Raw genomic sequence first — 22159 nt, 5'->3', positions numbered from 1 at the left:
GGTGATCCGTTCATATTGCCCTGGGGTGGTACGGCGGGGTGGGGGAGTGGAGGGGTTAGGGGGTGGGGGTGACTTTTACGGGGACTCCGTTGACGGCGGCTGTGCCGGAGATGGGGTCGGTCAGGGCGCTGTCGGTGAGGTCGTTCAGGGAGATGCCGGGGAGTTGGCTGGCTACGGCCAGGTGGACTCCGGGGCGGGAGTGGCCGAAGCCGTGCGGGAGGGAGACGACGCCGGGCATCATGTCGTTGCTGGAGGCAACTTCTACGGCGAGGGAGCCGGCGGCGGAGGTGATGGTGACGAGCTGACCCGCGGTGAGGGAGCGGTCGGCCAGGTCGGTGGGGTGCATCAGGAGGTGGTGGCGGGGCTTGCCCTTCACCAGGCGGGCCGAGTTGTGCATCCAGGAGTTGTTGCTGCGGAGGTGTCGCCGGCCGATCAGGAGCAGCTCGCCGTCGGCGGTCGTCTGCAATGCGTCCAGCCGCGCGATGTCGGCGAGGATCATCGGCTGGTCGAGGTTGATCCGCTTGTTCTTGTGGAACAGGGCGTTGGGCATCGCCGGCTGCAGCGGCCCGAGGTCGATCCCGCCGGGCGACTTCCGGAGTTTGCGCAGCGACAGCTTGTACGGACCGATCCGCAGGCCGGCGTCGACGATCCGGCGCGGGGCCAGCCGCAGTCGCGCCTCCGCCAGGATCCGCTTGCGGCTGAGCGGAGTACGTCGTACCAGGGCGATCCCGAGATCGCGGAAGATCTCCCAGTCGTGCCGTGCCGACGGCGGCTTCGCCAGTACGGCGTCGTTCCAGCGGGCCGTGTTCCGGACCGCGAACTGGTGGAAGATCACGTCGTAGTGTTCGCGCTCGAGCGGCGGGGCCGGCGGCAGAATCACGTCGGCATGCCGGGTGGTCTCGTTGATGTACGGATCGACCGAGACCATGAAGTCCAGCGACTCGAACGCCTCGTCGAGCTTGCGTCCGTCCGGTGTCGACAGCACCGGGTTCCCGGCGATCGTCACCATCGCGCGGAGCTGTCCCTCGCCCGGCGTCAGGATCTCCTCGGCCATCACCGACACCGGCAGCTCACCGCCGAACTCGGGCAGCCCGCGGACGCGGCTCGACCACACCCCGAAATGCCCGCGCCCGAGCCCGATCAGCGCGTTCACCGCCGGACGCGGGAACATCGTTCCGCCCGGCCGATCCAGGTTGCCGGTGATGATGTTCAGCACCTGGATCGCCCACTGGCACAGCGCGCCGAACTGCTGGGTCGACACCCCGACCCGCCCGTACACCGCGGCCCGCCCGGCCGTCGCGAAGTCGGTCGCGATCTGCCGGATGACGTCCGCGTCGATCCCGGTCAGCGCGGTAGCCCGCTCCGGGGTCCACTCCTCGACCGCGGCCTCGACCGCCGCCAGCCCGTCGACGTACGACGCCGGTTGCGCGTGCCCGCCGACGATCACCTGATGAATGAGGGCGAGCAGGAAGGCCGCATCGGTCCCGGGCCGGACGAAGTGGTGCTCGTCGGCGACCGCCGCGGTCTCGGTCCGGCGCGGATCGATCACGACCACCTTGCCGCCGCGCTTGCGAACCTCCTTGAGCCGCCGCCCGAATCCGGGCGCGGTCATCATGCTCCCGTTCGAGGCGAGCGGGTTGGCGCCCAGCATCAGCAGGTACGACGTCCGGTCGATGTCGGGCACCGCGATCATCAGCTGATGCCCGTACAGCAGGTACGACGACAGCATGTGCGGAAGCTGGTCGATCGACGTGGCACTGAACTTGCTCCGCGTCCGCAGCTGCCGGACCATCGTCGGCATGTGCGTCAGCGCGCCGAGGCTGTGCACGTTCGGGTTGCCGAGATAGACGCCGACCGAGTTCCGCCCGTGCTCGCGCTGGATCGCGGTCAGTTTGCTCGCGATCAGTTCGTACGCCGCGTCCCAGCCGATCGCCTGCCAGCCATCGGCGGTACGTCGTACCGGCGTGGTCAGGCGGTCCGGATCCTCTTGCAGATCACGCAGCGCGACGGCCTTCGGGCAGATGTGACCGCGGGACAGCGGGTCGGACTCATCACCCCGGATGTCCGTGACGTGGCCGTCCTCCACCGTCACCAGGACGCCGCAGATCGCTTCACACAGGTTGCACGAGGTTCGCCGTACCGTCGTCGCCATCCAGTCAAACTACCCTTGGGTAGCCTGGCTCGCCATCACTCGAAGCGCGCCTCGTCGAGCCGGCCGAGGATCGCGTCGACGGTCTCGCCGGCGGACAGGTCGGAGTTGTCCAGCCACAGGCCACGGCGCGGGCTGAACGCGTGCAGCTCGTAGTCGAGCTCCTCGACGGCATGATGCGAACCGCCGAGCCGCCCGGAGATGACATCGGGCCGCGGCGTCAGTACGACGAGGTAGCGCGGGCGGGTGCGGATGCCGTCGAGGAACTCGCGGAGCAGCTCGCCGATCACGACGTCCTGCAGCACGACGGTGAACCCGGACTCGGCGTACGAGTCGGCGGCCTGGCAGGCGAGCCGGAATCCGAGCCGCATCTGCCGCTGTGCCTCGGTCGGATCGTCGGTCATCGAGGGGTGTCCGCTGACGATCATCCGGCGGAACACATTGCCGGGGATGTTGACGCCGTACTGGAAGCGTTCGGCGAGGAGCTGGGCGACCGCGGACTTCCCGGACGCCATGATCCCGCTGACGACGATGACGCCCGCGGACTCCATGCTGGTGATGTTGCCACGGTAGGCAATGTTTTAGTCAGGTTTGTGGCGAACATGTCGTGCAGTGGACGAGAATTCCTTGGTTTGGCCAATCTCTTTGTTTTGTAAGGGCTTTTCGGCCAAGAGGGAGTCGATGTGAAGGCGCAGGAGCCTTCTGACCCGGGCCGGAGTGGTGCGCCGGCGCTGGACGGCGGCGTGCATCGCCAGCCCGTCGACCAAGGCATGCAAACGTTCGGCCTCGAGCCGCAGGTCCAGGCCTTCGCGCAGTGATCCGGCGGCGGACAGCGCGTTCACCAGCTCCGCGCACAGGTCGTGCAGGCCGTCGTTCACGGACTCGATGTTGTCCTGCAGCGCGCCGGCTCCGGACTCGGCCAGCGCCTGAGCGGTGAAAGCGAGCCAGACGTCGAGCTCCACCATCCGCTCCTCGTCGAGCGGGAGCACCTCTTCGAGGTACCGCAGCGCGACGACCGTGGCGCTGCCCTTCGTGCCGCCGCTCGCGGTCAGCGCGGTGAGTCGCTCCCCGACGCGGCGGGAGACCAGCTCCATCGCGAACTTGAGCAGGCCCTCCTGGTCGGGGAAGTAGTAGCGCACGGCGCCGGCGGACCAGCCGGCCTCGGCGGCGATGGTGCGGACCGAGGCGGCGCGGATACCGCCGCGGCGGACGACCCGCCACAGGGCCTGGGCGATCTCCTCGCGGCGGGCGTCGTGGTCGACGATCTTGGGCATGTGCCCTTTTTAGCACACTCGTGTTATGGTTCTTTCACAACACAGTCGTATCAAAACAAAAAGGGGTGAACTGCTGTGCTGCTCGCTGTGATCGCTGCGTGTGAGATCGGCTTCTGGGTGCTGCTTGCGGCCGGGATGGCGACGCGCTACCTGTTCCGTCGGCCCAAGGCCGGGATGGTCCTGCTGATGATGGTTCCGCTGGTCGACGTGGTCATGCTCGTGGCGAGCGTGGTCGACATCCACCGCGGCAGCGTGCCGTCGTTCAAGCACTCGCTGGCCGCGATCTTCATCGGCGTCAGCGTCGCGTTCGGGCATCAGACGCTCAAGTGGGCCGACAGTTGGGCGGCGCACAAGTTCGCCGGCGCGCCGCGGCCGGCGAAGCCGCCGAAGGGTGGCCGGGAGCGGGCCCAGCGCGAGCGCGCCGGCTGGTTCCGGCATCTGCTCGCGTACGTCATCGGTGTCGGCATCATGCTCGTGCTCGGCCTGCTGTCCGGGAAGGGGTACGACGCTGCCCTCTACCCGGCGTGGCCGTGGACGATCGTGCTGGTGATCGACGGGTTCGTCTCGTTCAGCTACGGATCCGGCGACGCGGCGAAGGACGAGCAGGCGCCGCGACTGAAGCAGGACGCCTGACCTACCGGCTCCACCCGTCCGGTCGTCGTAGATTGCAGCTATGACGACCGGACGGCTGGTTTCTGCGGTCACTGCGGGCATCGCGTTGGGTGGCGTCGTGCTGCAACTGGTGGTGTCGCCGGGCTGGGACGTCTTTGTCTACTTCACGATCCAGTCCAACCTGCTGCTCGGTGTGACCACCCTGCTCCTCGCGCTCCGGCCGGATCGGCCACGCGGGCTGCTGTTCAAGGTGCTGCGGTTGAACGGGGTGCTCTGCATCGCGGTGACCGGGATCGTCTACCACGCGGTGCTCGCGGGCACGGACGAGTTGTCCGGCGGGGCGGCAGTAGCGAACTTCCTGCTCCACACCGCCAGCCCGCTGATCGGCGTACTCGGCTGGGCCATCTTCGGACCCCGCGGTGCGACGAACGTCCGGATCGCTGCCTGGTCAATCGTGTACCCGCTGCTCTGGCTGGCCTTCACCCTGATCAGAGGCGCGGCCGACGGCTTCTACCCCTACCCGTTCGTGGACGTGTCCCTGCACGGATATGGACAGGTCCTGCTGAACTGTCTGTTCGTCGCGGTACTGTTCCTGGCTCTGGCGGCCGGGGCCACAGCCCTTGATCGTCGGCTCAGCGAAACCGTCGAAGGGTGAGGTGTCCCTTCGGCGTCGTAGCTCGACGCTACCGGCGCCCAGGCACGCACCTGGACACCGCTATCGTTCGACCTACAACCCCGAAGGGACACCTTGCCTTGCTCGTCACCTCTCGCTCGTACGCCGAGTACGAAGCGATGTTCGACCTGACCGAACTGCCTGCCTCCGTGCTCGACTGCTCGGCCGGGGGATCGAGCTTCACCGCCGAGGCCGCCGCGCGCGGAGTGGACGTGGTGGCGGTGGATCCGGCGTACGAGTTGACGATGCCGGAGCTCGTCGACACCGTGCGGCGCAGTCTGCCGGTCGGGAACGACCTGGTGGACGCACACTCGGACAAGTTCGTCTGGCATTGGTACGGCGCTCCGGAGCGGCGCGACGAGATGCGGCTCGAGTCGGCCGACCGCTTCCTGCAGGACATCGGCGAGGCGCCCGACCGGTACGTCGCGGGCCGACTGCCGGAGTTGCCGTTCGAGGACGGGCGGTTCGAGCTGGCGCTGTGTTCGCACCTGCTCTTCACCTGGGCCGACACCTTCGACCGGGCCTGGCATCTGGCCGCGTTGCGGGAGCTGCTCCGGGTGAGCAGCAAAGAGGTCCGGGTGTTCCCGTTGGTGCAGCAGGGGGCTGGTGAGCCGGTGCCGTTCCTGCCTGAGGTGCTGAGCGATCTCGTCGGCGTCCGCTGGGAGTTCCGCAAGGTTCCCTACGAGTTCCAGACGGGCGCCGACGAGATGCTCGTGCTCACTCACTCCTGAGGGGTCCGAAGTGAGGGGCGGGCGTCTTTCAGGGAAGGAAGCGTCCGCAGACCGGCCACGGCGAGTTGCCGCGCTGCGCGTAGAGCTTCTTCGCGCGCAGCAGCTGCTCGCCGGCTGATGCCTTGGCGGGGCTGCCGCTGCCGCCGACACTGCGCCAGGTCTGCATGTCGAACTGGAACAGGCCGAGGTACTTGCCGTTCGGGCTGACGGCCCGCGGGTTGCCGCTGGACTCACAGTTGGCGACCTTGCGCCAGGCGGCACTCATGCTCACGTTGTTGCTGGTCGACGGGCGCTCGGCGGAACGGTTGGTCCGCGGTGCGCGCACAGTCTGCTTGGTGACGACCTTCTTCTTGGTGACGACCTTGGCCTTCGGTACGACGCGCTTCGGCGCGGTGGCCGTCTTCACACCGTCGAGCGTCAGGGTCTGACCGATCAGGATCAGGTCCGGGTCACTCAGATTGTTGACCTTGGCCAACTGGTGCCAGTCGGCGCCGTTGGCCTGAGCGATCTCGGAGAGCGTGTCTCCGGCCTTCACCTTGTAGTCGGTCGCGAACGCCGCGCCGGTGGCAGCGACGGTGATTCCCGCGCCGAGACCGGCGACGGAGAGGGTCCGGACCACCCGGCGAGTACTTCGCCGGGGGCGCGCATGTCGGGCTTTGGACATCGGTAAGGCGCTCCTTGTGAGCTTGGGCATGGTGGACAACACCAGCCCCCCAGGCAGGGGAGGGGGCACCCGGACAGGTAACGAAAGGGAGTCCGGATGATCACGTCCAGGTCACGACGCGATGTGAGTCATCCTGTGTGACCATCGCCGCGAACGCAAGGCCAGATCGGAATCTGCCCCGATTTTTTCTGTCCCTTGACGTACCGAAAACCCAACAACAGAACGGTTTCCGACTGTAATCACCGAGGGTAAACCGATCGGTTTCACGAGTGAAGTCAGCGGTGTAAATACCGCGCCGGAACAAGGTCGATCGTGAGTTTCCGGACCAGCGCACGATCACTGTCCGGCCAGGCGTCCCAGACCTGGGCAGCCCAGGTCAACATCGCTTTCTCGACCTCGTCGGGACCACCCGCGGCCAGTACGTCGGATGCCGTCAGCTGCCCGGCGGACTCGGGCGCGGTGAGCTCGGGCCAGTCGTCGAACGAGTTCGCCATGATGCCGTGCGCGGTGCGGACGTCGACGTTGCCGGAACCGCGTTCCAGGAACATGTAGAGACCGTTCAACGCGAAGACCGGACCGATCCTCGGGGCTCCGGCCTGCACGTGCTGCGCGTGGTAGGCATCCATCCGCAACTGGTGCAGGTAGCCGAGCTGCTCCCGGTGCTCGATCTCGAAGACGAGCAGGTCGCCGGCAGCCTTCAGGCAGGCCGCGGAGGCATGGATCTTCGGGTTGTCCGGCCACGGCTGCACCGGCAGCTCCACCCGGCAGCCGGGGCAGCGGGTGGATTCGCGCGTGTCATCTCCGGAGTTCACTCGTTGATGGAAACACGGGCACCGCCGTCCGGCAGCTGGATTTTGGCCGTCGTGGGGTGGTGGCCGCCAGATGAGGCGACGGACGTGATGGGGGCATGCGGTGATCCGAGTAGCTCTCGGCCACCGCGGCACGATGGTGCGAGGCGCATTGGCCGCGGTGCTGGCAAGTGAGACGGACATGGAGGTCGTGGCCGAGCTGGATCGCTCGGAGGACGTCCTCCAGGTGGCCGGCCGGCGGCCGCATGTCGTGCTGCTCGACCCACAGCTGCCCGGCCGGATCCGGATCGAGGAGCTGTGCCGCAAGCTCACCGGCCGCGGGGTGCTGGTGCTGATCGACCACGAGGCGATCGCCGCGACCAGCCTCGCGCTGGTCAAGCAGGCGCCGCGGATCGGGCTGATCGCGACCGACTCGACCACGGACCAGCTGGTCCAGGCGGTGCGCGACGTGGCGAAGGGGCTGCCGGTCGTCGACGTGCGGCTCGCGGTGGCGGCGCTCAAGGCGGGTGACAATCCGCTCACCGATCGCGAGTGCGAGGTGCTGCGGCAGGTCACCACGGGCGCGACGGCGCAGGAGGTCGCGCGCACGCTGAGTTTGAGTGCCGGGACGGTGCGCAACTATCTGTCGCGCATTTTGGCGAAGACCGGCTCCCGTAGCCGCATCGAGGCGATTCGGAAGGCTCAAGACGCCGGCTGGATCTGACCTGGCTGGATCTGCCGGGGCTGGACGCGAGTGGGCTCGGGACGGTTGCGCTGGAGCTCGCTCACGATCGGGTCCCAGTTGCCGTGCAGATCGCGGTACAGGCTGGAGCTGCGCATCAAGGCATGGTGGGTGCCGAGGGCGGCCTTGTTCCCGTCCAGGACGAGGATGCGGCGGGCTCGCAGCGCTGAGCTGATCCGGTGCGCGATCACCACCAGCGTCCCGCCGCGCCGGGCGAACGCCTCCTCGGCCTGCCGCTCGGCCTCCGGATCGAGGAAGCAGGTCGCCTCATCCAGTACGACGAGTGGCGCCGGAGAAAGGTAGGCCCGCACCAGCGCGAGTAGTTGCCGCTCACCGGCGGAGAGGTCGGCGGGCTTCACGACTGCGTCGAGACCGCCGATCCGCTCGATCAACGTGCTCGCGCCGATCGTGTCGATGGCTGAGCTCAGCTCGTCGGTCGTCGCATCGGGTAATAGATAGGTCAGGTTCTCAGCGACCGTCCCACTGAAGACATAGGCCTCTTGCGGGATCAGCACGCGCGTCTGCGCCAGCCGCTCGGTGGTCAGCTCGGTCGGTGGTACGCCGCCGAGCAGCAACTGGCCCCCGGTCGGTGTCAGCATCCCGCAGATCAACGCGGCCAAGGTCGACTTCCCGATCCCGCTCGGACCGACCACCGCCAGGTGATCGCCTTCCGGGATCGTCAGCTCCAGGTTGTCCAGCACGGGCTCGGCCGCCGGCCCATACGCGAAGGTCAGGTGGTCGGTCTGCACCTGGTGCCCGTGCGTCACATCGATCGGTCGGACCGGCTCGTCCGGGTGGCCGGCGTCGAGGATCCGACCGAGCGTGATCACGAACCGCAGGCCGCTGTCGCCGAGCGCACCCATCACCTGCCCGAGCGCCGGTTGCAGTCCGATCAGCACATAGGTGAGACCGCCGAGCAGCGTTCCGGTGCTTACACCGCGCCCGACCAGCCAGGGGCCGGCCGCGAGCAGGATCAGCAGCGGCAGCCAGCCACCGACCGCGAAACAGAGAGTGCGCAGCGCCGACACCTTGGCCAGCGCCCGCTCCGCCGACGCGTGCGCCTCGATCGGCTCGCCGACCAGGAACTCGGCGTACTCCTCGGTGCCGGTCGCGGTGATGTCGCGCACCCCGCTGAACACCATCCCGGCTGAGGCGGCCAAGTCCTCGTCGGCCTGCAGCGAGGCCCGCACCCGGTGGGACGCCATCCCCAGCACCGCGATGGACAACGCGAAGCCGGCCAAGAACGGCGGCACGACGAAGGCGGCCACGATCGGCGCCAGTGACAACAGGCCGGCCAGCACGCCGAACAGGGTGACTGCGAAGCTCCTCATCACCAGGACCAGCCCGGCGAACGTGTCCCGGACGATCTCGACCTGCCGATTCAGCCGTGCCACCGCGCTGTCGTCGCCGGTCCGCAATGCGCCGGCCACAACTCGCCGTACCAGGTCGTCCCGGACCGGCTCGACCAAGTCGCCGAGGCGCCGGTAGACCTGCCGTGCACCCGCGGCGCCGAGGCCTGCAGTCGCGACCAGTCCGCCGAGCCAGGCGATGCCCTGCCAGACGTGGCCGGCCAGGAAGTTGTCAGTTGCCCGCGCGACCGCGACCCCGTAGATCGCAGTCGGAAGAATCTCCGGCACCGACCACGCGACCAGCTTGACCGTCGCCCGCTTCCGCAACGACTGAACGCCGTACCGCAGCTCGCGCTTCATGCCCTCCACGCCTTTCGGCCCCATCGCGGTGCGCGATGAGGCCGGTTGTGAAGAGCAGGAAGGATCACCCGAAGACCTCCCGGTACGACGTGTTGCTCCACAGGTCGGCGTGCGGGGCGACTGCACGGACCTGGCCGCGGTCGAGCCAGACCACGAGGTCTGCCCGGGCGGCGGTGGCGGGGCGGTGTGTGACGATCAGGCGGGTCCGGAGCTGGCGGTCCTCGGTGAGGGTCCGGCCGATCTGCCGCTCGGTGGCGGTGTCGAGACTCGAGGTGGCATCGTCCAGCACCAGCAACCGGTTGGCCGGCCAGGCGCGGGCCAGCCCGAGTCGCTGCCGCTCGCCACCCGACATAGGGGCCCTGCGCAACGAAGTGAAGTACCCGTTGGGGAGTCGGCTGACGAAGTCGTGGGCGTGCGTGGCGCGGGCCGCGGCCAGTGTCCGGACCGGGTTGATCGCATCGGGTGCGATCGATTCACCGATCGTCCGGCCGACCAGCTGCGGCCGCTCGAACGCGCAGCCGACCGCACGGCGCAACGCATGCCGACTCACTGCCTGCAGCGGCACGCCGTCCAGCGAGACATGACCAGTCGACGGATCGCGCAATCGAGCCGCGACCGCGGCCAGCACCGACTTCCCGGCGCCGCTCGGCCCGACGACCGCAACCGTCATCCCACCGGGGAGCTCGAGGTTCACATCGTTCAGCAGGACGTTGCCATCCGCGACGACACTGACGTGGTCGAAGGTGAGGTGCCCCGCACCGGCGGCAGGCAGCTCCAGCGAACCGTGCGGCACCGTGGTGATCGCATCTACCTCGGCGCTCCGCTGAACGCCCGCCTTTGCGCGGGCGATCTCACCGATCACGCCGGTTAGCGTGCCGAGACCGGCGCCGAGAACGGCGTACTGCGAGGCGGCGAAGAGCTCACCGGCAGTGATCTGCCCGGCGACCAACTGGACGCCACCGACCGCAAGCACGGCAACCAGTACGAGCGGGCCGACAACCGCGGCCTGTGCTCCGGAGCGAGCCAGGATGCGCCAGGTGACGACACCTTGTTGGTGCAGCTCGGGCAGCAGGCCGAGAATGCGTTGCTCCTCGCGGCCCGTCGTACCGGCTGCGGCGATGGTGCGGATGCCGGTCAGCGACTCGGAGAGCCGGGCGGCGATCCGGCCCTGCGTCTCCTGGTAGGCCAGGCTGACATCCGCGGTCCGCTTCGCGAACGCGAGCAGCACCAGGATCACCAGCACCACACCGCCGAAGAACGCGGCTGCGAGCCAGGGGTCGATCAGGGCGAGCAACACCAGGCTGCCAACCGGCGGGGCGATCGCTGCGATCGCGGTGACCGCGGCGGGGCCGGCCTGGGCGGCATCGGTCGCGTTGGCCGAGACTCTGGTGACCAGGTCGCCGGTCTCGAAGCCGCGGCTGCCCTCCGGGCCGCCGCGAACGACCTGGTGGACCAGGCGATGCCGCAGCCAGGCAGTGGTTTCGGCGACACAGGCAGCGCCGGCGAAGGCGTCGATCAGGCTCGCCACGATGCCGAGCCCGATCGCTGCCGCGGCGGCGATCAGCCAGCGGGTGTAGCCGGTCCCGGCGACGATCGAATCCACCGAGCGGCCGAGGATCGTCGGCAGGGCCAAGGTCACCGCGCTGCCGATCAATGCGTTCAGCCCGATCAGCGGCAGCCACCCTCGGCCACGTTTCGCGACCGACCCGAAGGTGATCACGACGACACTCTCAGCCCGGTGCGAGCAGCCAGGAACGCGAGCATGTCCGCGGCCAGGCCGATGCCCTGACTCGCGGAACCACTCGCATGACCGGCATCCGGATCCAGTCGCAACAGGACTGGTCCCTCACTGGCGGTCGCGTGTTGCAGGGCTGCGCAGAGCTTGCGGGAGTGCAGTGGGTCGACGCGGGTGTCGTTGCCGAACACTGTGAACAGCACGGCGGGATACTTCACGCCTTCGCCGACCCGGTGGTACGGCGAGTAGGACAAGAGGTTCTCGAACTGCTGTGCGTCCTTGGCGGACCCGAACTCCGGGGCCCAGCGCTCACCCAGACCGGACAGCTCATAGCGCAGCATGTCTGTCAGAGGTGCCGAGCAGACCGCGGCGGTGAACAGCTCTGGCCGTTGAGTCAGTGCGGCCGCGACCAGCAAGCCGCCGTTGGATTCACCGCACAGCGAGAGCTGCTCGGCTGTCGTCCAGCCGGTGGAGATGAGGTGCTCGGCCGCCGCGATGAAGTCGTCGAAGACCTTCTGCTTGCGATCCAGGGTCCCCGCCTGGTGGGCTTCCGCGCCGCCGCGGGTGGTCGCGGTGACGAAGATGCCACCGGCCTCGACCCAGGCGAGCGCGAACGCCGAGTACGTCGGAGTGAGGAGCTGCCCGAATCCGCCGTACCCGTAGAGGAGGGCTGGTCGGGGGCCGTGGTCGCCGCGCCTGGCGATCACCAGCAGGGGGACCTTGGTGCCGTCGGGACTGGTCGCGACGAGCTGCTGCGACACGGCCCTCGCGGCCACGCCCGGCGCCGGCGACCAGAGCGTCGCCTGACCGGTTGTGTGGTCGTAGCAGTAGACGGCCGACGGAGTGACGCTGTCCGTGTAGCTGAACCAGGCTTGGGGTCCGCCATCGGGAAGCGTGGTCAGTGAGCCGACCGAACCGGCACCGGGGAGCACGACATCGCTGACGTGCGCGCCGGTCTCGAGGTTGTGGACAGCGATCCCGGTCGGGCTCGCGAGCAGGAGCGCGTCGTCCAGGATGGCCAGGCCGGTGAGTGGGGCCTCCGGGGTGACGAGGTCCTGCCAGATCAGCGGATTGTGCGGATCGCCGACGCAGATCCGGCCGGTCGGTGCGTCCTTCGTAGTGACGACGTACAGGCGGCCGTCGGGGCCGACCGACATCACAGTCAGCGCGTCGATGCCCTGCTGGATCGGGCGCGGTGATTGCGCGCTCTCGAGATCCTGCAGCCACAGGTCGTTCGCTCCACCACGAGCCGCGGAGATGGTCAGCCAGCGGCCGTCGGCGCTCAACTCCAGCCCGTACGACGCTTCGCTCGACAGCACGACGGTGTCGTCGGGAACGTCCAGGTGGCGGCGGCGCACCTGCCGGAAACGCACGTAGTAGAAGGACCTGCCGTCCGGAAGCCAGGCGACCGGGGAGTAGCGGCAACCGTCGATCGGGTCGCCGACGAGTTCACCGGTGTCGACGTCGAGGAGGTGCAGGACGGACTCTTCGGTGCCGCCACGGGAGATCTGGAAGGCGACCAGGGATCCGTCGGGCGAGGGCTGCCAGGCGTCCAGGGTGGTGAGCCCGGACGGGTCGAGCGCCATCGGGTCGAGGATCGCGCGCCGGCCGTCGTACAGGACCGGGTGCTGCTGACCGGGGTCGCGGCGGAGCGTGAAACAGCGCCCGCCGTGCCACGACGGGGTAGAGACAGTGCCGACGTTCGAAAGGGCCTTCACCCGGTTACGGAACTGGAACCGGCCGGACAGAGTGGCCGCATGGTTCAGCCAGAGCTCTTCCTGGGCCGCGAGCCAGCGCTTGGTCTCGGAGGACTCTGCGTCCTCCAGCCAGCGGTAGGGATCCGCGATGGTGTGGCCGTGCACCTGCTCCACGAGCGGTAGCCGCTCGGCGCATGGATAGGACTGCACGGAATCGGACAACGGTGCTCCTTCCGTCGGATGGTGCGGACCGGGCTGGAGACAGGTTCGGCCCTGGGTGGGTATGCCGCCCACCCAGGGCCTCCGGAACCTGTTAACCAGGATCCGATCAGTGGCAGAGCAGAAGGCTCAGGTTGCTCGGGCGCTGCGAGGAGCAGCCCAGCACCGTCAGCGTCGAGCCACCACCGTGGTGACCACCGCCGTAACCCGGGGTTTCGAGGCCCTGAAGGTCGAGAAGTGCCATGTGTTTACACCTCCTTCGATTCTTGTTGTAGGGATGGGAACTCGGACCACTGGGGAGGTCCGAGGAACGGGAGGGATGTGGGCACCGAGTGCAGTGCCGATCCCAGGGCCAGCAGGACGCCGGCCGATCCGGTGGCCAGATCCATCGACAGGCGAAGGAGCTGGTGACCGGGGAACGCGAGCCCACCTGCGTAGGGCATCGCGTGCCAGCCGAGTCCGTACACGAGGTCGTCGACCGTTGTCTGCTGCGCACCGAGTGAGGCTGCGGTGAGAAGCAGACCGGCGCGACCCATGAACAGGCCGGGCTGGACGTAGAAGGAGCAGTGCGCCACCCGCTCGAGCCGCGCGAGGACCGCGGTCAGCTCGTCGGACGGGCGATGCTTCAGGTAGCGCGCGAGGGCGAGGGCGATCCCGGCCGAACCTTCTTCGAGGTACGGCAAGGTGCGCCAGCCCTGGTTGACCTGGAGCATGTCGCCCTCGGGTGAGGCCGAGCAACGCCGCAGGTCCTGCCGGATCGCGATCTCGGCCAGGTCGAGCAGACCGGTGTCGCCCAGCTGCTCGAACGCGGCGATGAAGAGCAGCGCCGGTCCGGAGGAGCCGTACATCAACCCGGCGTGCGGATACTGCCCGCCGCTGATCTCCGGTACGTCGCCCACGTCGCCGAGCCGGTCTGCCACCAGATCGAGAACCCGGACCGCCTTGGCACGCAGGGCGGGCTCGGTGTCGAAGTGCAAGAGGTTGAGGCCGATCCCGGCCAGGCCCGAGTGCAGCCCGAGCTCGCGAGTGCTCCAGTCGTCGGCGAGTGTGCGCTCGACCAGATCCAGCGCGTGCTGGCGATGACCGAGCTCGTCGAAGACGTGAGCCACTCCGTGCAGACCGTCGTACAGACCTGGGCCGGCCTCCGTGGACAGACTCCGCTCGCGCAGCCACTCCTCGTAGTGCTCGAAGCGGCCGGCGCCGGTCTTGGCCAACGCGTAGAGGACTCCGGCGGCACCACTCGCGAGGTCGATCCCGCCACCGCTACGGAACTGCGCGATGTCGCCGGGGAACAGCCGGTCGGTGCGCTCGGGCGTTGCCGAGGCCACGATCGCCTTGGTCAGCGCGGCGCGGACGTCGGTCCACTCGGCCTTGCCGGGTAGTGCGAGCTCGGCCATCTCCGGATCGCCGGTGACCTCGGGGCCGACGACGGTCCGGACCGCGGCGTCGATCGTTGCCCTCGGCACCGGGAAGGTCTCGGTGATCATCTCGGCGAGCTGGAAAGCCTTGCCGCGATGGAGATTCAGCAGGATCGTCGTCTGCGGCGCGTAGACACCGAGCTCGATACAGGCCAGTGCGTAGCGGTCCACCTCGACACCCTGGCGGTCCGGCGGTGCGGCGTAGCCGGGGTGGGCAAGGGTGGAGCGAGCCTCGTCCGCGGCGAGTGTCGCCACCTCGAAGTCGATCAGCACCATCCGGCCGTCGGCGTCGATCAGCACGTTGTCCGGGTGCAGGTCGCAGAACACGACGCCGCGCTCGTGCAGCTGAGCAACCGCCGCGGCGACCTGCTCGACCGCACGCGTCGCCCACTCGGCGAACTCCGCCCGGTCGGCCTCGGTCGCATCCGGCCGGCTGAGCGGATAGCGCATCACCAGCTCACGTTGCAGGGACACCGAGTCGATGTGCTCCTGGATCATGAAGTGGTGCTCGCCGAGCTCGAGCTGCTCGTAGGTCTTCGGTACGACGTCCAGGCCTTCGAGGCGCTGCAGGATCTCGTACTCGTGGGCGATCCGGGTGACTGCGTCCCGGCCCGCGATGTCGAGACCCGCGTAGGGACGGCCTTCCTTCAGTACGACGCGGTCACCGGACTCCTTGTGGTGGCCGAGATACACGCCGCCGCCGTTGGAGAACTGGATGACGCTTTCGATCGTGTAGGCGAGCTCGTTGGTGGAGACCGCGTTGCGGGCCTCGAGGTGCGGCTGCAGGAAGTCCGGCAGTGCCACCCAGGGCGGCAGGCTGAACGTCGGGCCGCGATGATCCGGAACCAGCTGTCCGTGGTCGTTCTCGAGGGCAAGCACACGCTCGCCGCTCGGCGACAGACAGAAGCGGCTGACGAAAGCGCCGTACCGGACGAAGAGCGCGCCGGTGCCGTAGCGCAGGTCGCTCAGGATGTACGGGCCCTGGACGCCGTCGAGGACGTCGTCGAGCTCCTTGAGGACCAGCTCCAGCTGCGCCTCGTCGGTCGGGTAGATCGTGACCAGCTTGCCGCTGGCTCCGCGCGGTGCGGCCTTCGAGTTCGCCATCACCAGCACGGCTTCGTTGCGGAGGAACTTGAACGCGATGCCGCGGGGTACGCAGTACTCCCACACGGCCTCGAGCGTCCGGATCACATCGTCGAGCCGCGCCGAGACGTGGATCTTCCAGCCCTGCTGCGGCAACCGCAGACCCTCGGGTGCGTAGTGCATCCAGGTGTCGCCGGCGACGTGCTGCCATCCCTCGGGCACCGCCCGAGTGGCCGGCTCGAAGTCCGGATGTTCCACACTGCTTTGGATACCTTCCCCGCCCCGCCGCCCCGAACGATGGGTGGGTGTGTCGTAGAACGTCCGATCCGACAAGCAGTAGAACTCGTAACTCTCTTGCGCTCCGCTACGCATAACTGATCAACCCCCTCTCGTGGTGCTCCGCCATCTTGGGCGGCTGGAGAGGGGTCGGCGTAGTGCACGATGTCATCACTCTGATGTGAAGAATCCACATACTACGAGTGGGTAAGTAAACACTCTTTGTTACCTGTTCGCGCGTTCTGAGCGTGGAATCGGCTGTTACAAGATGTCAATTCGTGGCAGTGACATCACGAGGCGTAACTTCGCTCTGGATGCCTCGTCGGCCCGGATTCATACGTTGGTGTCAGGCCTCAGTTCCAGTTGTCCTGCTGAGGAGTGTCGGCCGGCGACGACCACCAGCGGTGCCTGGGCAGACCGGTGCCAGGGGCAAACACATGCAGTTCGGCGTCGAACCGGACTGCCCGGCAGCCGCTCGCCAACTGCGCTAGCAGTTGCCCTACCGGCCGAGCCACCAACCGGGGGCTGGAACAGGAACCGGTGGCCCGCCACAGGTCATTACTTGTTCAAACCCCCGCGCGATCTGCCCACCCCCGAAAGCTGTCGGCGGCTGACCCACCTCGGCCCACGCGCGGACCGGCCGCGTGCGGGACGGGGATTACACCGGGTAGGTGGTTACTTCGGTGGCCTTGAGGGTGGCGTGCAGCGGGTGGCCGGGGGCTGGCTGGAGGTCGGCCAGGGCGGCGGGGGTGATGTCGGCCAGCAGGGTGGCCGGGCCTAGGGGAGTGGCGTCGAGGGTGAGGCGGACTGTGTGGGCGTGTTGTTCCAGGGCGACGACGGTGGCGGGCCAGGTGTTGCGCGGGCTGCCGTTGGGGGGTGTGCGGTAGAGGCTGACAGCGGTGGGCGGGAAGGCTACGTGGACTGGGCCTTGGGCCGGTTCGGCGAGGGTGATGGTGCCGCCGGTGGGGAGGGTGACTGTGGTGCCGTTGGCAGTGCCTCGGTAGAGGTTGAGGCCTACTAGCTGGGCTACGTAGTCGGTGCGGGGGTGGCGGGCTATGTCGGTGGGGGTGCCGGACTGGACGATGCGGCCGTTCTCGATGATGACCAGGCGGTCGGCCAGCACCATGGCGTCCAGGGGGTCGTGGGTGACCAGCAGAGTGCGGCCGGGGAAGCGGTCGAGATGCTGGCCCAGTTCGGCGCGGACGTGCAGGGTGGTGCTGGCGTCCAGGGCGGCTAGTGGTTCGTCCAGGAGCAGTACGTCGGGGCTGGTGGCCAGTGCGCGAACCAGAGCGACTCGCTGAGCTTGGCCGCCGGACAGTGCGCGCGGGCGGGTGCGGGCGTAGGAAGTGAGACCTACGGTCTCGAGCCAGCGGGCTGCTTCGGTGCGGGCTTCGTGCTTGTCGATGCCACGAGCTCGCAGGCCGAAGGCTACGTTCTCCAAGCAGGTCAGGTGGTTGAAGAGCAGGTAGTCCTGGAAGACCACACCGATCGGTCGCCGCTCGGGCGGACGGAAGGTGCCGGGCGGTTCGTCCCAGGTCTCGTCGCCCAGAGCGATGCGTCCGGCTCCCAACGGGAGCAGACCGGCGATCGCGCGTAGTGCAGTGCTCTTGCCAGCGCCATTCGGCCCCAGCAGCGCAACGACTTCACCGGGGGCGATCGTGAGATCCACATCCAGGTCGAACGGACCACGGCTCACCCGCAGGTCGGCGTACAGGGTCATCGCAGCCCACTGATCCAGCGCTCGCGTAGCGACGCCAGCACGACGACGGACACCAGCAACAGCACGAGACTCAGTACGACGGCCACGTCCGGATCGGTCTCCAATGCCAGGTACACGGCGAGCGGCATGGTCGTCGTCCGGCCCGGGAAGTTGCCGGCGAACGTGATGGTCGCGCCGAACTCACCGAGTGCGCGCGCCCAGCAGAGCACGGTGCCTGCGACCACACCGGGCGCAATAGAAGGCAGTGTGACCCGGCGGAACGTCAGCCAGCGGCCAGCGCCGAGTGTTGCGGCCGCCTCTTCATAGCGTGGGTCCGCAGCACGGAGTGCGCCCTCCACCGAGATCACCAGGAACGGCATTGCCACAAAGGCCTCGGCAACGATCACTCCGGCCGTTGTGAACGGCAGTGAGAAGCCGAACCAGGTATCGAGATGCTCACCCACCAGTCCGCGCCGCCCGAGCACCAGCAACAATGCGACACCGCCGACCACCGGTGGCAACACCAGCGGCACGGTCACCAATGCTCTGATCAGCCCGCGCCCCGGAAGCTCACCTCTGGCCAGCAACCAAGCCAGCGGGATCCCCAGCAACAGACATAGCGCGGTAGCGGCGGTCGCACAGACCAGTGAGAGCCGCAGCGCCGTCCACACGTCCGCACTGAACAGTTTGCTCGGCAACGTCGACCAGGGTGCTCGAGCGAGCAATCCGATCAGTGGGATCAGCAGAAAGGCCAGACCGATCAACGCAGGCAGCAAGAGCACGAGGGGCAGCCGCCCGCTCGTGCTCCTGCTGCGACGACTCACGGTGCGTCGAAACCTGCGGCCGAGAGGACAGTCTTGCCCTTGTCGGACAGGATGTAGTCGACGAACGCCTTGGCGCCGCCCGCGTTCGGTGCCTTGCTCAGCGTCGCGATCGGGTATTCGTTGATCGCCTTGCCGGCCTCAGGGAACTCGATTCCGTCCACCTTGTCCTTGGCAGCCAGCACGTCGGTCTTGTAGACCAGCGCCGCGTCCACCTCACCCAGGCTGACCTTGGTCAGTGCGGCCTTCACGTCCTGCTCCAGGCTGTCCGGCTGCGGTGTCAGGCCGACTGCCTTGAACACCTTGTCCGCCGCCGCACCGCACGGCACCTGCGTGGCGCACAGCGCGATCTTCTTGTTCTTGTCGGTGAAGTCCTTCAGCCCGGCGATCTTGCCCGGGTTGCCCTTCGGTACGGCGATCTCCAGCGTGTTCGTCACGAACGTGGTCGGAGTGCCCTTGTCGGTCACCTGGTCCATGTTCTTCGGCGCTGCGGACGCGAACACGTCAGCTGGCGCGCCCTGGTTGATCTGCGTGGCCAGCGCCGAGCTGCCGGCGAAGTTGAAGACGACCTTCGTGCCGGGGTTGGCGGCCTCGAAGTCCTTGCCCAGCTGGGTGAACGTCCCAGTCAGCGATGCCGCTGCGAAGACCGTGATGGTCCCGGACACTGCCGCCGTACTGGAAGTGGAGCTGGGCGGGGGTGACGCGGCCGGCTTGTCGGCGCCGCAGCTGACCAGGGTCAGGGCGGCAACGGTGGTGAGCGCGGCGAACGCGGTACGGCGGAACATCAGGCCTCCGGGATCTCTACGACGACGTGCGTGGACTTGATCGAGGCGACGGCGACCACGCCGGGCTCCAGGCCGAGCTCGTCGGCGGCCTCGCGGCTCATCAACGACACGACGCGGAACGGGCCTGCCTGCATCTCGACCTGGGCCATCACGCCGTCCTTGACGACGCGGGTGACGATCCCGCGCATGCGGTTGCGTGCCGAGGCCGCGGTGGTGTTACCCGGCTCCGGTGTCTCGGCCAGCTCCTGGGCGAACGCCGCCAAGGCCTGGCCCTCGACGGCCATCCGGCCGCCGTCCTGAACCGAGGTCAATCGCCCCTGATCGATCCAGCGCCGGACGGTGTCATCGCTCACACCGAGGAGCGCTGCCGCCTCACTGATCCGCAAATTCGGCACGGTAGACAGCATACCGCCGCAACTGCGCCTGGCTGCCGGTCTGTCCGAGTTGTCCACAAGCCGTAATTGGTCACAGAAAGTCGCCGCGAATCCGCATATGTTGTTGGTATGAGGACATCGGGGATGCGGGACTATCTGGACGGGCCGCACAAGGCGGCCCGCGACGTGGTGCGCGCCGGCCTGGCGGCGAACACCGAGCTGTTCGAGTTCGCCGTGCGGCAGCCGCGCGACGAGTATCGCGACACCGTGCTGCAGATGATGCAGGCGATCACCGCCGAGGGGCATCCGGCGCGGGGCTTCCCGAAGGAGTACGGCGGCGAGGGCGACCTCGGTGGGTACATCGCCGGGTTCGAGACGCTCGCGTTCGGGGACCTGTCGCTGATGGTGAAGGCCGGGGTGCAGTTCGGTCTGTTCGCGGGCGCGATCCTGCATCTCGGCACCGAGCGGCACCACGAGGCCTATCTCGCGGACGCGATCGGCGGCCGCCTGCTCGGCTGCTTCGCGATGACCGAGACCGGGCACGGCTCCAACGTCCAGGCCCTCGGCACGACGGCGACGTACGACGCCGCGACCGGGGAGTTCGTCATCCACACCCCGTCCGCGTCGGCTCGCAAGGACTACATCGGCAACGCGGCCCGGCACGGGCGGATGGCGGCCGTGTTCGCCCAGCTCGTGGTCGGCGGCGAGATCCACGGCGTGCACTGCCTGCTGGTGCCGATCCGCGACGAAGCCGGTACGGCGCTGCCGGGGGTCACGCTGTCCGACTGCGGCCCGAAGCTGGGGCTGAACGGTGTCGACAACGGCCGGATCGTCTTCGACCAGGTCCGGGTGCCGCGGGAGGCGCTGCTCGATCGCTATGCCCAGGTCGATGCCGCTGGCAACTATCACAGTGAGATCGAGAATCCGGACCGCCGGTTCTTCACGATGCTCGGCACGCTGGTCCAGGGCCGGGTGTCGGTCGGGGGCGCGGCGATCACGGCGAGCAAGGTCGCCCTCGAGATCGCGATCCGGTATGCCGCCCAGCGGCGGCAGTTCGGCGCCCCGGGGAGTGAAGAGGAGACGCTGCTGCTGGACTACCGCATGCATCAGCGCCGGCTCTTGCCGCTGCTCGCGCGGACGTATGCGCTGCACTTCGCGCAGGGTGAGCTGGTCGACGAGTTCGTCCGGGTGTTCGGCGACGGCAGCAGTGAGCACGACCGCCGGGCCCTGGAGGCGCAGGCGGCCGGGACGAAGGCGCTCGGGACGTGGCATGCGACCGAGACGATCCAGATGTGCCGCGAGGCATGCGGCGGCGCGGGCTACCTCGCGGAGAACCGGTTGGCCACCCTGAAGGCGGACACCGATGTGTTCACCACCTTCGAGGGGGACAACACCGTCCTGCTCCAGTTGGTGGCGAAGGGGCTGCTGACCGACTACCGCGAGTCGTTCGGGAAGCTCGATCCGCTCGGGACGGCTCGGTTCATCGCGGCTCAGGCCGTCGAGATCGCGGTCGAGAAGACCGCGCTGCGACCGCTCATCGATCGGCTGCGCGACGTCGTACCGAATCGGAACGACACGGCCGACCCGGATGCCGGGCTGCGTGACGACGCGTACCACTCCGGGCTGCTGCGATTCCGTGAGCAGCACATGCTTGCCGGGGTCGCGCGGCGGCTGAAGGCGGGGATCGACGCCGGCGACGGGGCCTTCGACGTGTTCAACCGTTGCCAGGACCACGTCATCGCGGCCGGCCGGGCCCATGTGGACCGGGTCGTGCTGGAGGCGTTCCAGGCGGCGGTCGTGGGTGCGCCCGAGGAGATCCGGGGCGTGCTGAAGGACGTCTACGACCTGCACGCGCTCTCGGTCATCGAGTCCGAGCGCGCGTGGTATCTCGAGCACGGACGGTTGTCACCGGCCCGTTCGAAGGCGATCACCGCCTTGGTGAACGAGCTGTGCGGGGTCGTCCGGCCGGTCGCGGTCGAGCTCGTGGAGGCGTTCGGCGTACCGGGCGCGGCGGTCGAGGTGCCGATGGTTGTACCGTCACAGCATGAGTGAGTCGATCGAACCCGCGTCGGCAGCCGAGGCCGCCCGCGAACTCGCCCGGGTGCTGCTGGAGCAGGCCGACGCCCTCGACCTGCACGATCTGCGGGCCACGACAGCGATCGAGAACGTGCGCGTCCAGGCCAGAGTGCTGGCCGACGCGGTCAACGAGCGCGGCTGGGGTGACATCTTCCTCGGGATCGACTCCTACGACCCCGACGAGCTGGACGAGCTCCCGCTCGGGCCGGACGACTTCGACGACCCCGAGGACTACCGGGAGATCGTCGCGGGCGACGACCTGGACGAGCTCGAGGAGGTGCTGCTGCCGGAGGACGGTGTCCGGCTCAGCTACCAGGCCCGCTACGACTTCGTGGTGACGGATCCCGAGGCGTTCGTCCGCTACGTCCGCAGCCGCGCGCCCGAGGCGCAGAACGACGAGATCGTCGACGACATCGAGGACGCGCAGTCGGCCTTCGAGCTGCTCTGCTACCTCGACGGGCTCGGCTCCAAGGACTACGACCAGGCCGGCCTCACCCCGGCCGGCGGCGAGGAGTCGCACAAGGTCGTCGAGTTCTCCCTGTGGGACCTCGACCCGACCCGCCGCGACGACACCTACCCGTACTGAGCCACCGCGCTGTACTCAGGCCCCGGGCCGCGGCTTGTTGTTGCGGAA

At 68.3% G+C, this 22159-nt stretch carries 20 protein-coding genes; 6 read left to right on the top strand and 14 right to left on the bottom strand.

What is annotated here, in order from left to right; genetic code table 11:
* Nucleotides 1-55: 55 nt before the first annotated feature.
* Genes OG474_RS13045 through OG474_RS13035 form a run of 3 tightly spaced genes read right to left on the bottom strand, consistent with a single transcriptional unit; the run spans nt 56 to nt 3423 of the window.
* Nucleotides 56-2152, bottom strand: coding sequence for a molybdopterin-dependent oxidoreductase (locus OG474_RS13045; RefSeq protein ID WP_405062527.1), 2097 nt, complete (start codon nt 2150-2152; stop codon nt 56-58).
* 35 nt (nt 2153-2187) lie between these two features.
* Nucleotides 2188-2700, bottom strand: coding sequence for a phosphotransferase (locus OG474_RS13040; RefSeq protein WP_405062526.1), 513 nt, complete (start codon nt 2698-2700; stop codon nt 2188-2190).
* A 30-nt stretch (nt 2701-2730) separates the two neighbouring features.
* Nucleotides 2731-3423 carry a TetR/AcrR family transcriptional regulator gene (locus OG474_RS13035; protein ID WP_405062525.1) on the bottom strand — a complete coding sequence of 231 codons (693 nt, stop codon included), beginning with the start codon at nt 3421-3423 and terminating at the stop codon, nt 2731-2733.
* 75 nt (nt 3424-3498) lie between these two features.
* Here OG474_RS13035 and OG474_RS13030 point away from each other — a divergent pair, with 75 nt between their 5' ends.
* From OG474_RS13030 to OG474_RS13020, 3 genes are all read left to right on the top strand, one after another.
* Nucleotides 3499-4056, top strand: coding sequence for a 2TM domain-containing protein (locus OG474_RS13030; protein WP_405062524.1), 558 nt, complete (start codon nt 3499-3501; stop codon nt 4054-4056).
* Between the two features lie 40 nt (nt 4057-4096).
* Nucleotides 4097-4690, top strand: coding sequence for a Pr6Pr family membrane protein (locus OG474_RS13025; protein WP_405062523.1), 594 nt, complete (start codon nt 4097-4099; stop codon nt 4688-4690).
* Nucleotides 4691-4788: 98 nt separating this feature from the next.
* Nucleotides 4789-5439 carry a class I SAM-dependent methyltransferase gene (locus OG474_RS13020; protein ID WP_405062522.1) on the top strand — a complete coding sequence of 217 codons (651 nt, stop codon included), beginning with the start codon at nt 4789-4791 and terminating at the stop codon, nt 5437-5439.
* A 28-nt stretch (nt 5440-5467) separates the two neighbouring features.
* Here the strand turns inward: OG474_RS13020 and OG474_RS13015 are convergent, their stop codons facing one another.
* A complete protein-coding gene (locus OG474_RS13015; protein ID WP_405062521.1) occupies nt 5468-6103 on the bottom strand; it encodes a transglycosylase family protein in 636 nt (211 codons plus the stop codon).
* A 275-nt stretch (nt 6104-6378) separates the two neighbouring features.
* On the bottom strand, nt 6379-6915 hold the full coding sequence (locus OG474_RS13010) for a DUF5946 family protein (RefSeq protein WP_405062520.1): 537 nt from the start codon (nt 6913-6915) through the stop codon (nt 6379-6381).
* Between the two features lie 100 nt (nt 6916-7015).
* On the opposite strand from OG474_RS13010, the gene OG474_RS13005 reads away from it, so the two are divergent.
* Entirely contained in the window at nt 7016-7615 is a 600-nt protein-coding gene (locus OG474_RS13005) for a response regulator transcription factor (protein ID WP_405062519.1), read from the top strand.
* On the opposite strand, the gene OG474_RS13000 is transcribed toward OG474_RS13005, so the two are convergent.
* The 9 genes from OG474_RS13000 to OG474_RS12960 form a co-directional block, all read right to left on the bottom strand.
* Nucleotides 7594-9342 (bottom strand): ABC transporter ATP-binding protein, encoded by a 1749-nt coding sequence (locus tag OG474_RS13000; RefSeq protein WP_405062518.1) that lies wholly within the window; start codon nt 9340-9342, stop codon nt 7594-7596. The genes OG474_RS13005 and OG474_RS13000 overlap by 22 nt on opposite strands.
* Before the next feature lie 64 nt (nt 9343-9406).
* Complete coding sequence (locus OG474_RS12995) at nt 9407-11062, bottom strand: ABC transporter ATP-binding protein (RefSeq protein ID WP_405062517.1); 1656 nt, start codon at nt 11060-11062, stop codon at nt 9407-9409.
* Complete coding sequence (locus OG474_RS12990) at nt 11059-12996, bottom strand: prolyl oligopeptidase family protein (RefSeq protein WP_405062516.1); 1938 nt, start codon at nt 12994-12996, stop codon at nt 11059-11061. The genes OG474_RS12995 and OG474_RS12990 overlap by 4 nt, the downstream gene beginning before the upstream one ends.
* A 106-nt stretch (nt 12997-13102) precedes the next feature.
* Entirely contained in the window at nt 13103-13237 is a 135-nt protein-coding gene (locus OG474_RS12985) for a SapB/AmfS family lanthipeptide (RefSeq protein ID WP_405062515.1), read from the bottom strand.
* A 4-nt stretch (nt 13238-13241) separates the two neighbouring features.
* Nucleotides 13242-15866 carry a class III lanthionine synthetase LanKC gene (gene lanKC, locus OG474_RS12980; RefSeq protein ID WP_405062514.1) on the bottom strand — a complete coding sequence of 875 codons (2625 nt, stop codon included), beginning with the start codon at nt 15864-15866 and terminating at the stop codon, nt 13242-13244.
* Nucleotides 15867-16428: 562 nt separating this feature from the next.
* Complete coding sequence (locus OG474_RS12975; protein ID WP_405062513.1) at nt 16429-17490, bottom strand: ABC transporter ATP-binding protein; 1062 nt, start codon at nt 17488-17490, stop codon at nt 16429-16431.
* The gene (gene modB, locus OG474_RS12970; protein WP_405062512.1) at nt 17487-18251 is read right to left on the bottom strand and encodes a molybdate ABC transporter permease subunit; all 765 of its coding nucleotides are present in this window, start codon (nt 18249-18251) and stop codon (nt 17487-17489) included. The genes OG474_RS12975 and modB overlap by 4 nt, the downstream gene beginning before the upstream one ends.
* Before the next feature lie 38 nt (nt 18252-18289).
* Nucleotides 18290-19075 (bottom strand): molybdate ABC transporter substrate-binding protein, encoded by a 786-nt coding sequence (gene modA, locus OG474_RS12965; protein WP_405062511.1) that lies wholly within the window; start codon nt 19073-19075, stop codon nt 18290-18292.
* Complete coding sequence (locus OG474_RS12960; RefSeq protein WP_405062510.1) at nt 19075-19470, bottom strand: molybdopterin-binding protein; 396 nt, start codon at nt 19468-19470, stop codon at nt 19075-19077. The genes modA and OG474_RS12960 overlap by 1 nt, the downstream gene beginning before the upstream one ends.
* A 108-nt stretch (nt 19471-19578) precedes the next feature.
* Here OG474_RS12960 and OG474_RS12955 point away from each other — a divergent pair, with 108 nt between their 5' ends.
* Both OG474_RS12955 and OG474_RS12950 read left to right on the top strand, forming a co-directional pair.
* Nucleotides 19579-21501, top strand: a complete 1923-nt coding sequence (locus tag OG474_RS12955) for an acyl-CoA dehydrogenase (protein ID WP_405062509.1) — start codon at nt 19579-19581, stop codon at nt 21499-21501.
* Nucleotides 21494-22111: a hypothetical protein gene (locus OG474_RS12950; RefSeq protein ID WP_405062508.1), complete on the top strand. Its 618-nt coding sequence runs from the start codon at nt 21494-21496 to the stop codon at nt 22109-22111. Before OG474_RS12955 ends, OG474_RS12950 begins: the two co-directional genes overlap by 8 nt.
* Nucleotides 22112-22159: the final 48 nt, after the last annotated feature.

Origin of the sequence: Kribbella sp. NBC_01505, assembly GCF_045040285.1 — a bacterium.
In the GTDB taxonomy this organism is placed as follows: domain Bacteria; phylum Actinomycetota; class Actinomycetes; order Propionibacteriales; family Kribbellaceae; genus Kribbella.
This window is presented reverse-complemented; position numbering and strand designations above follow the sequence as displayed.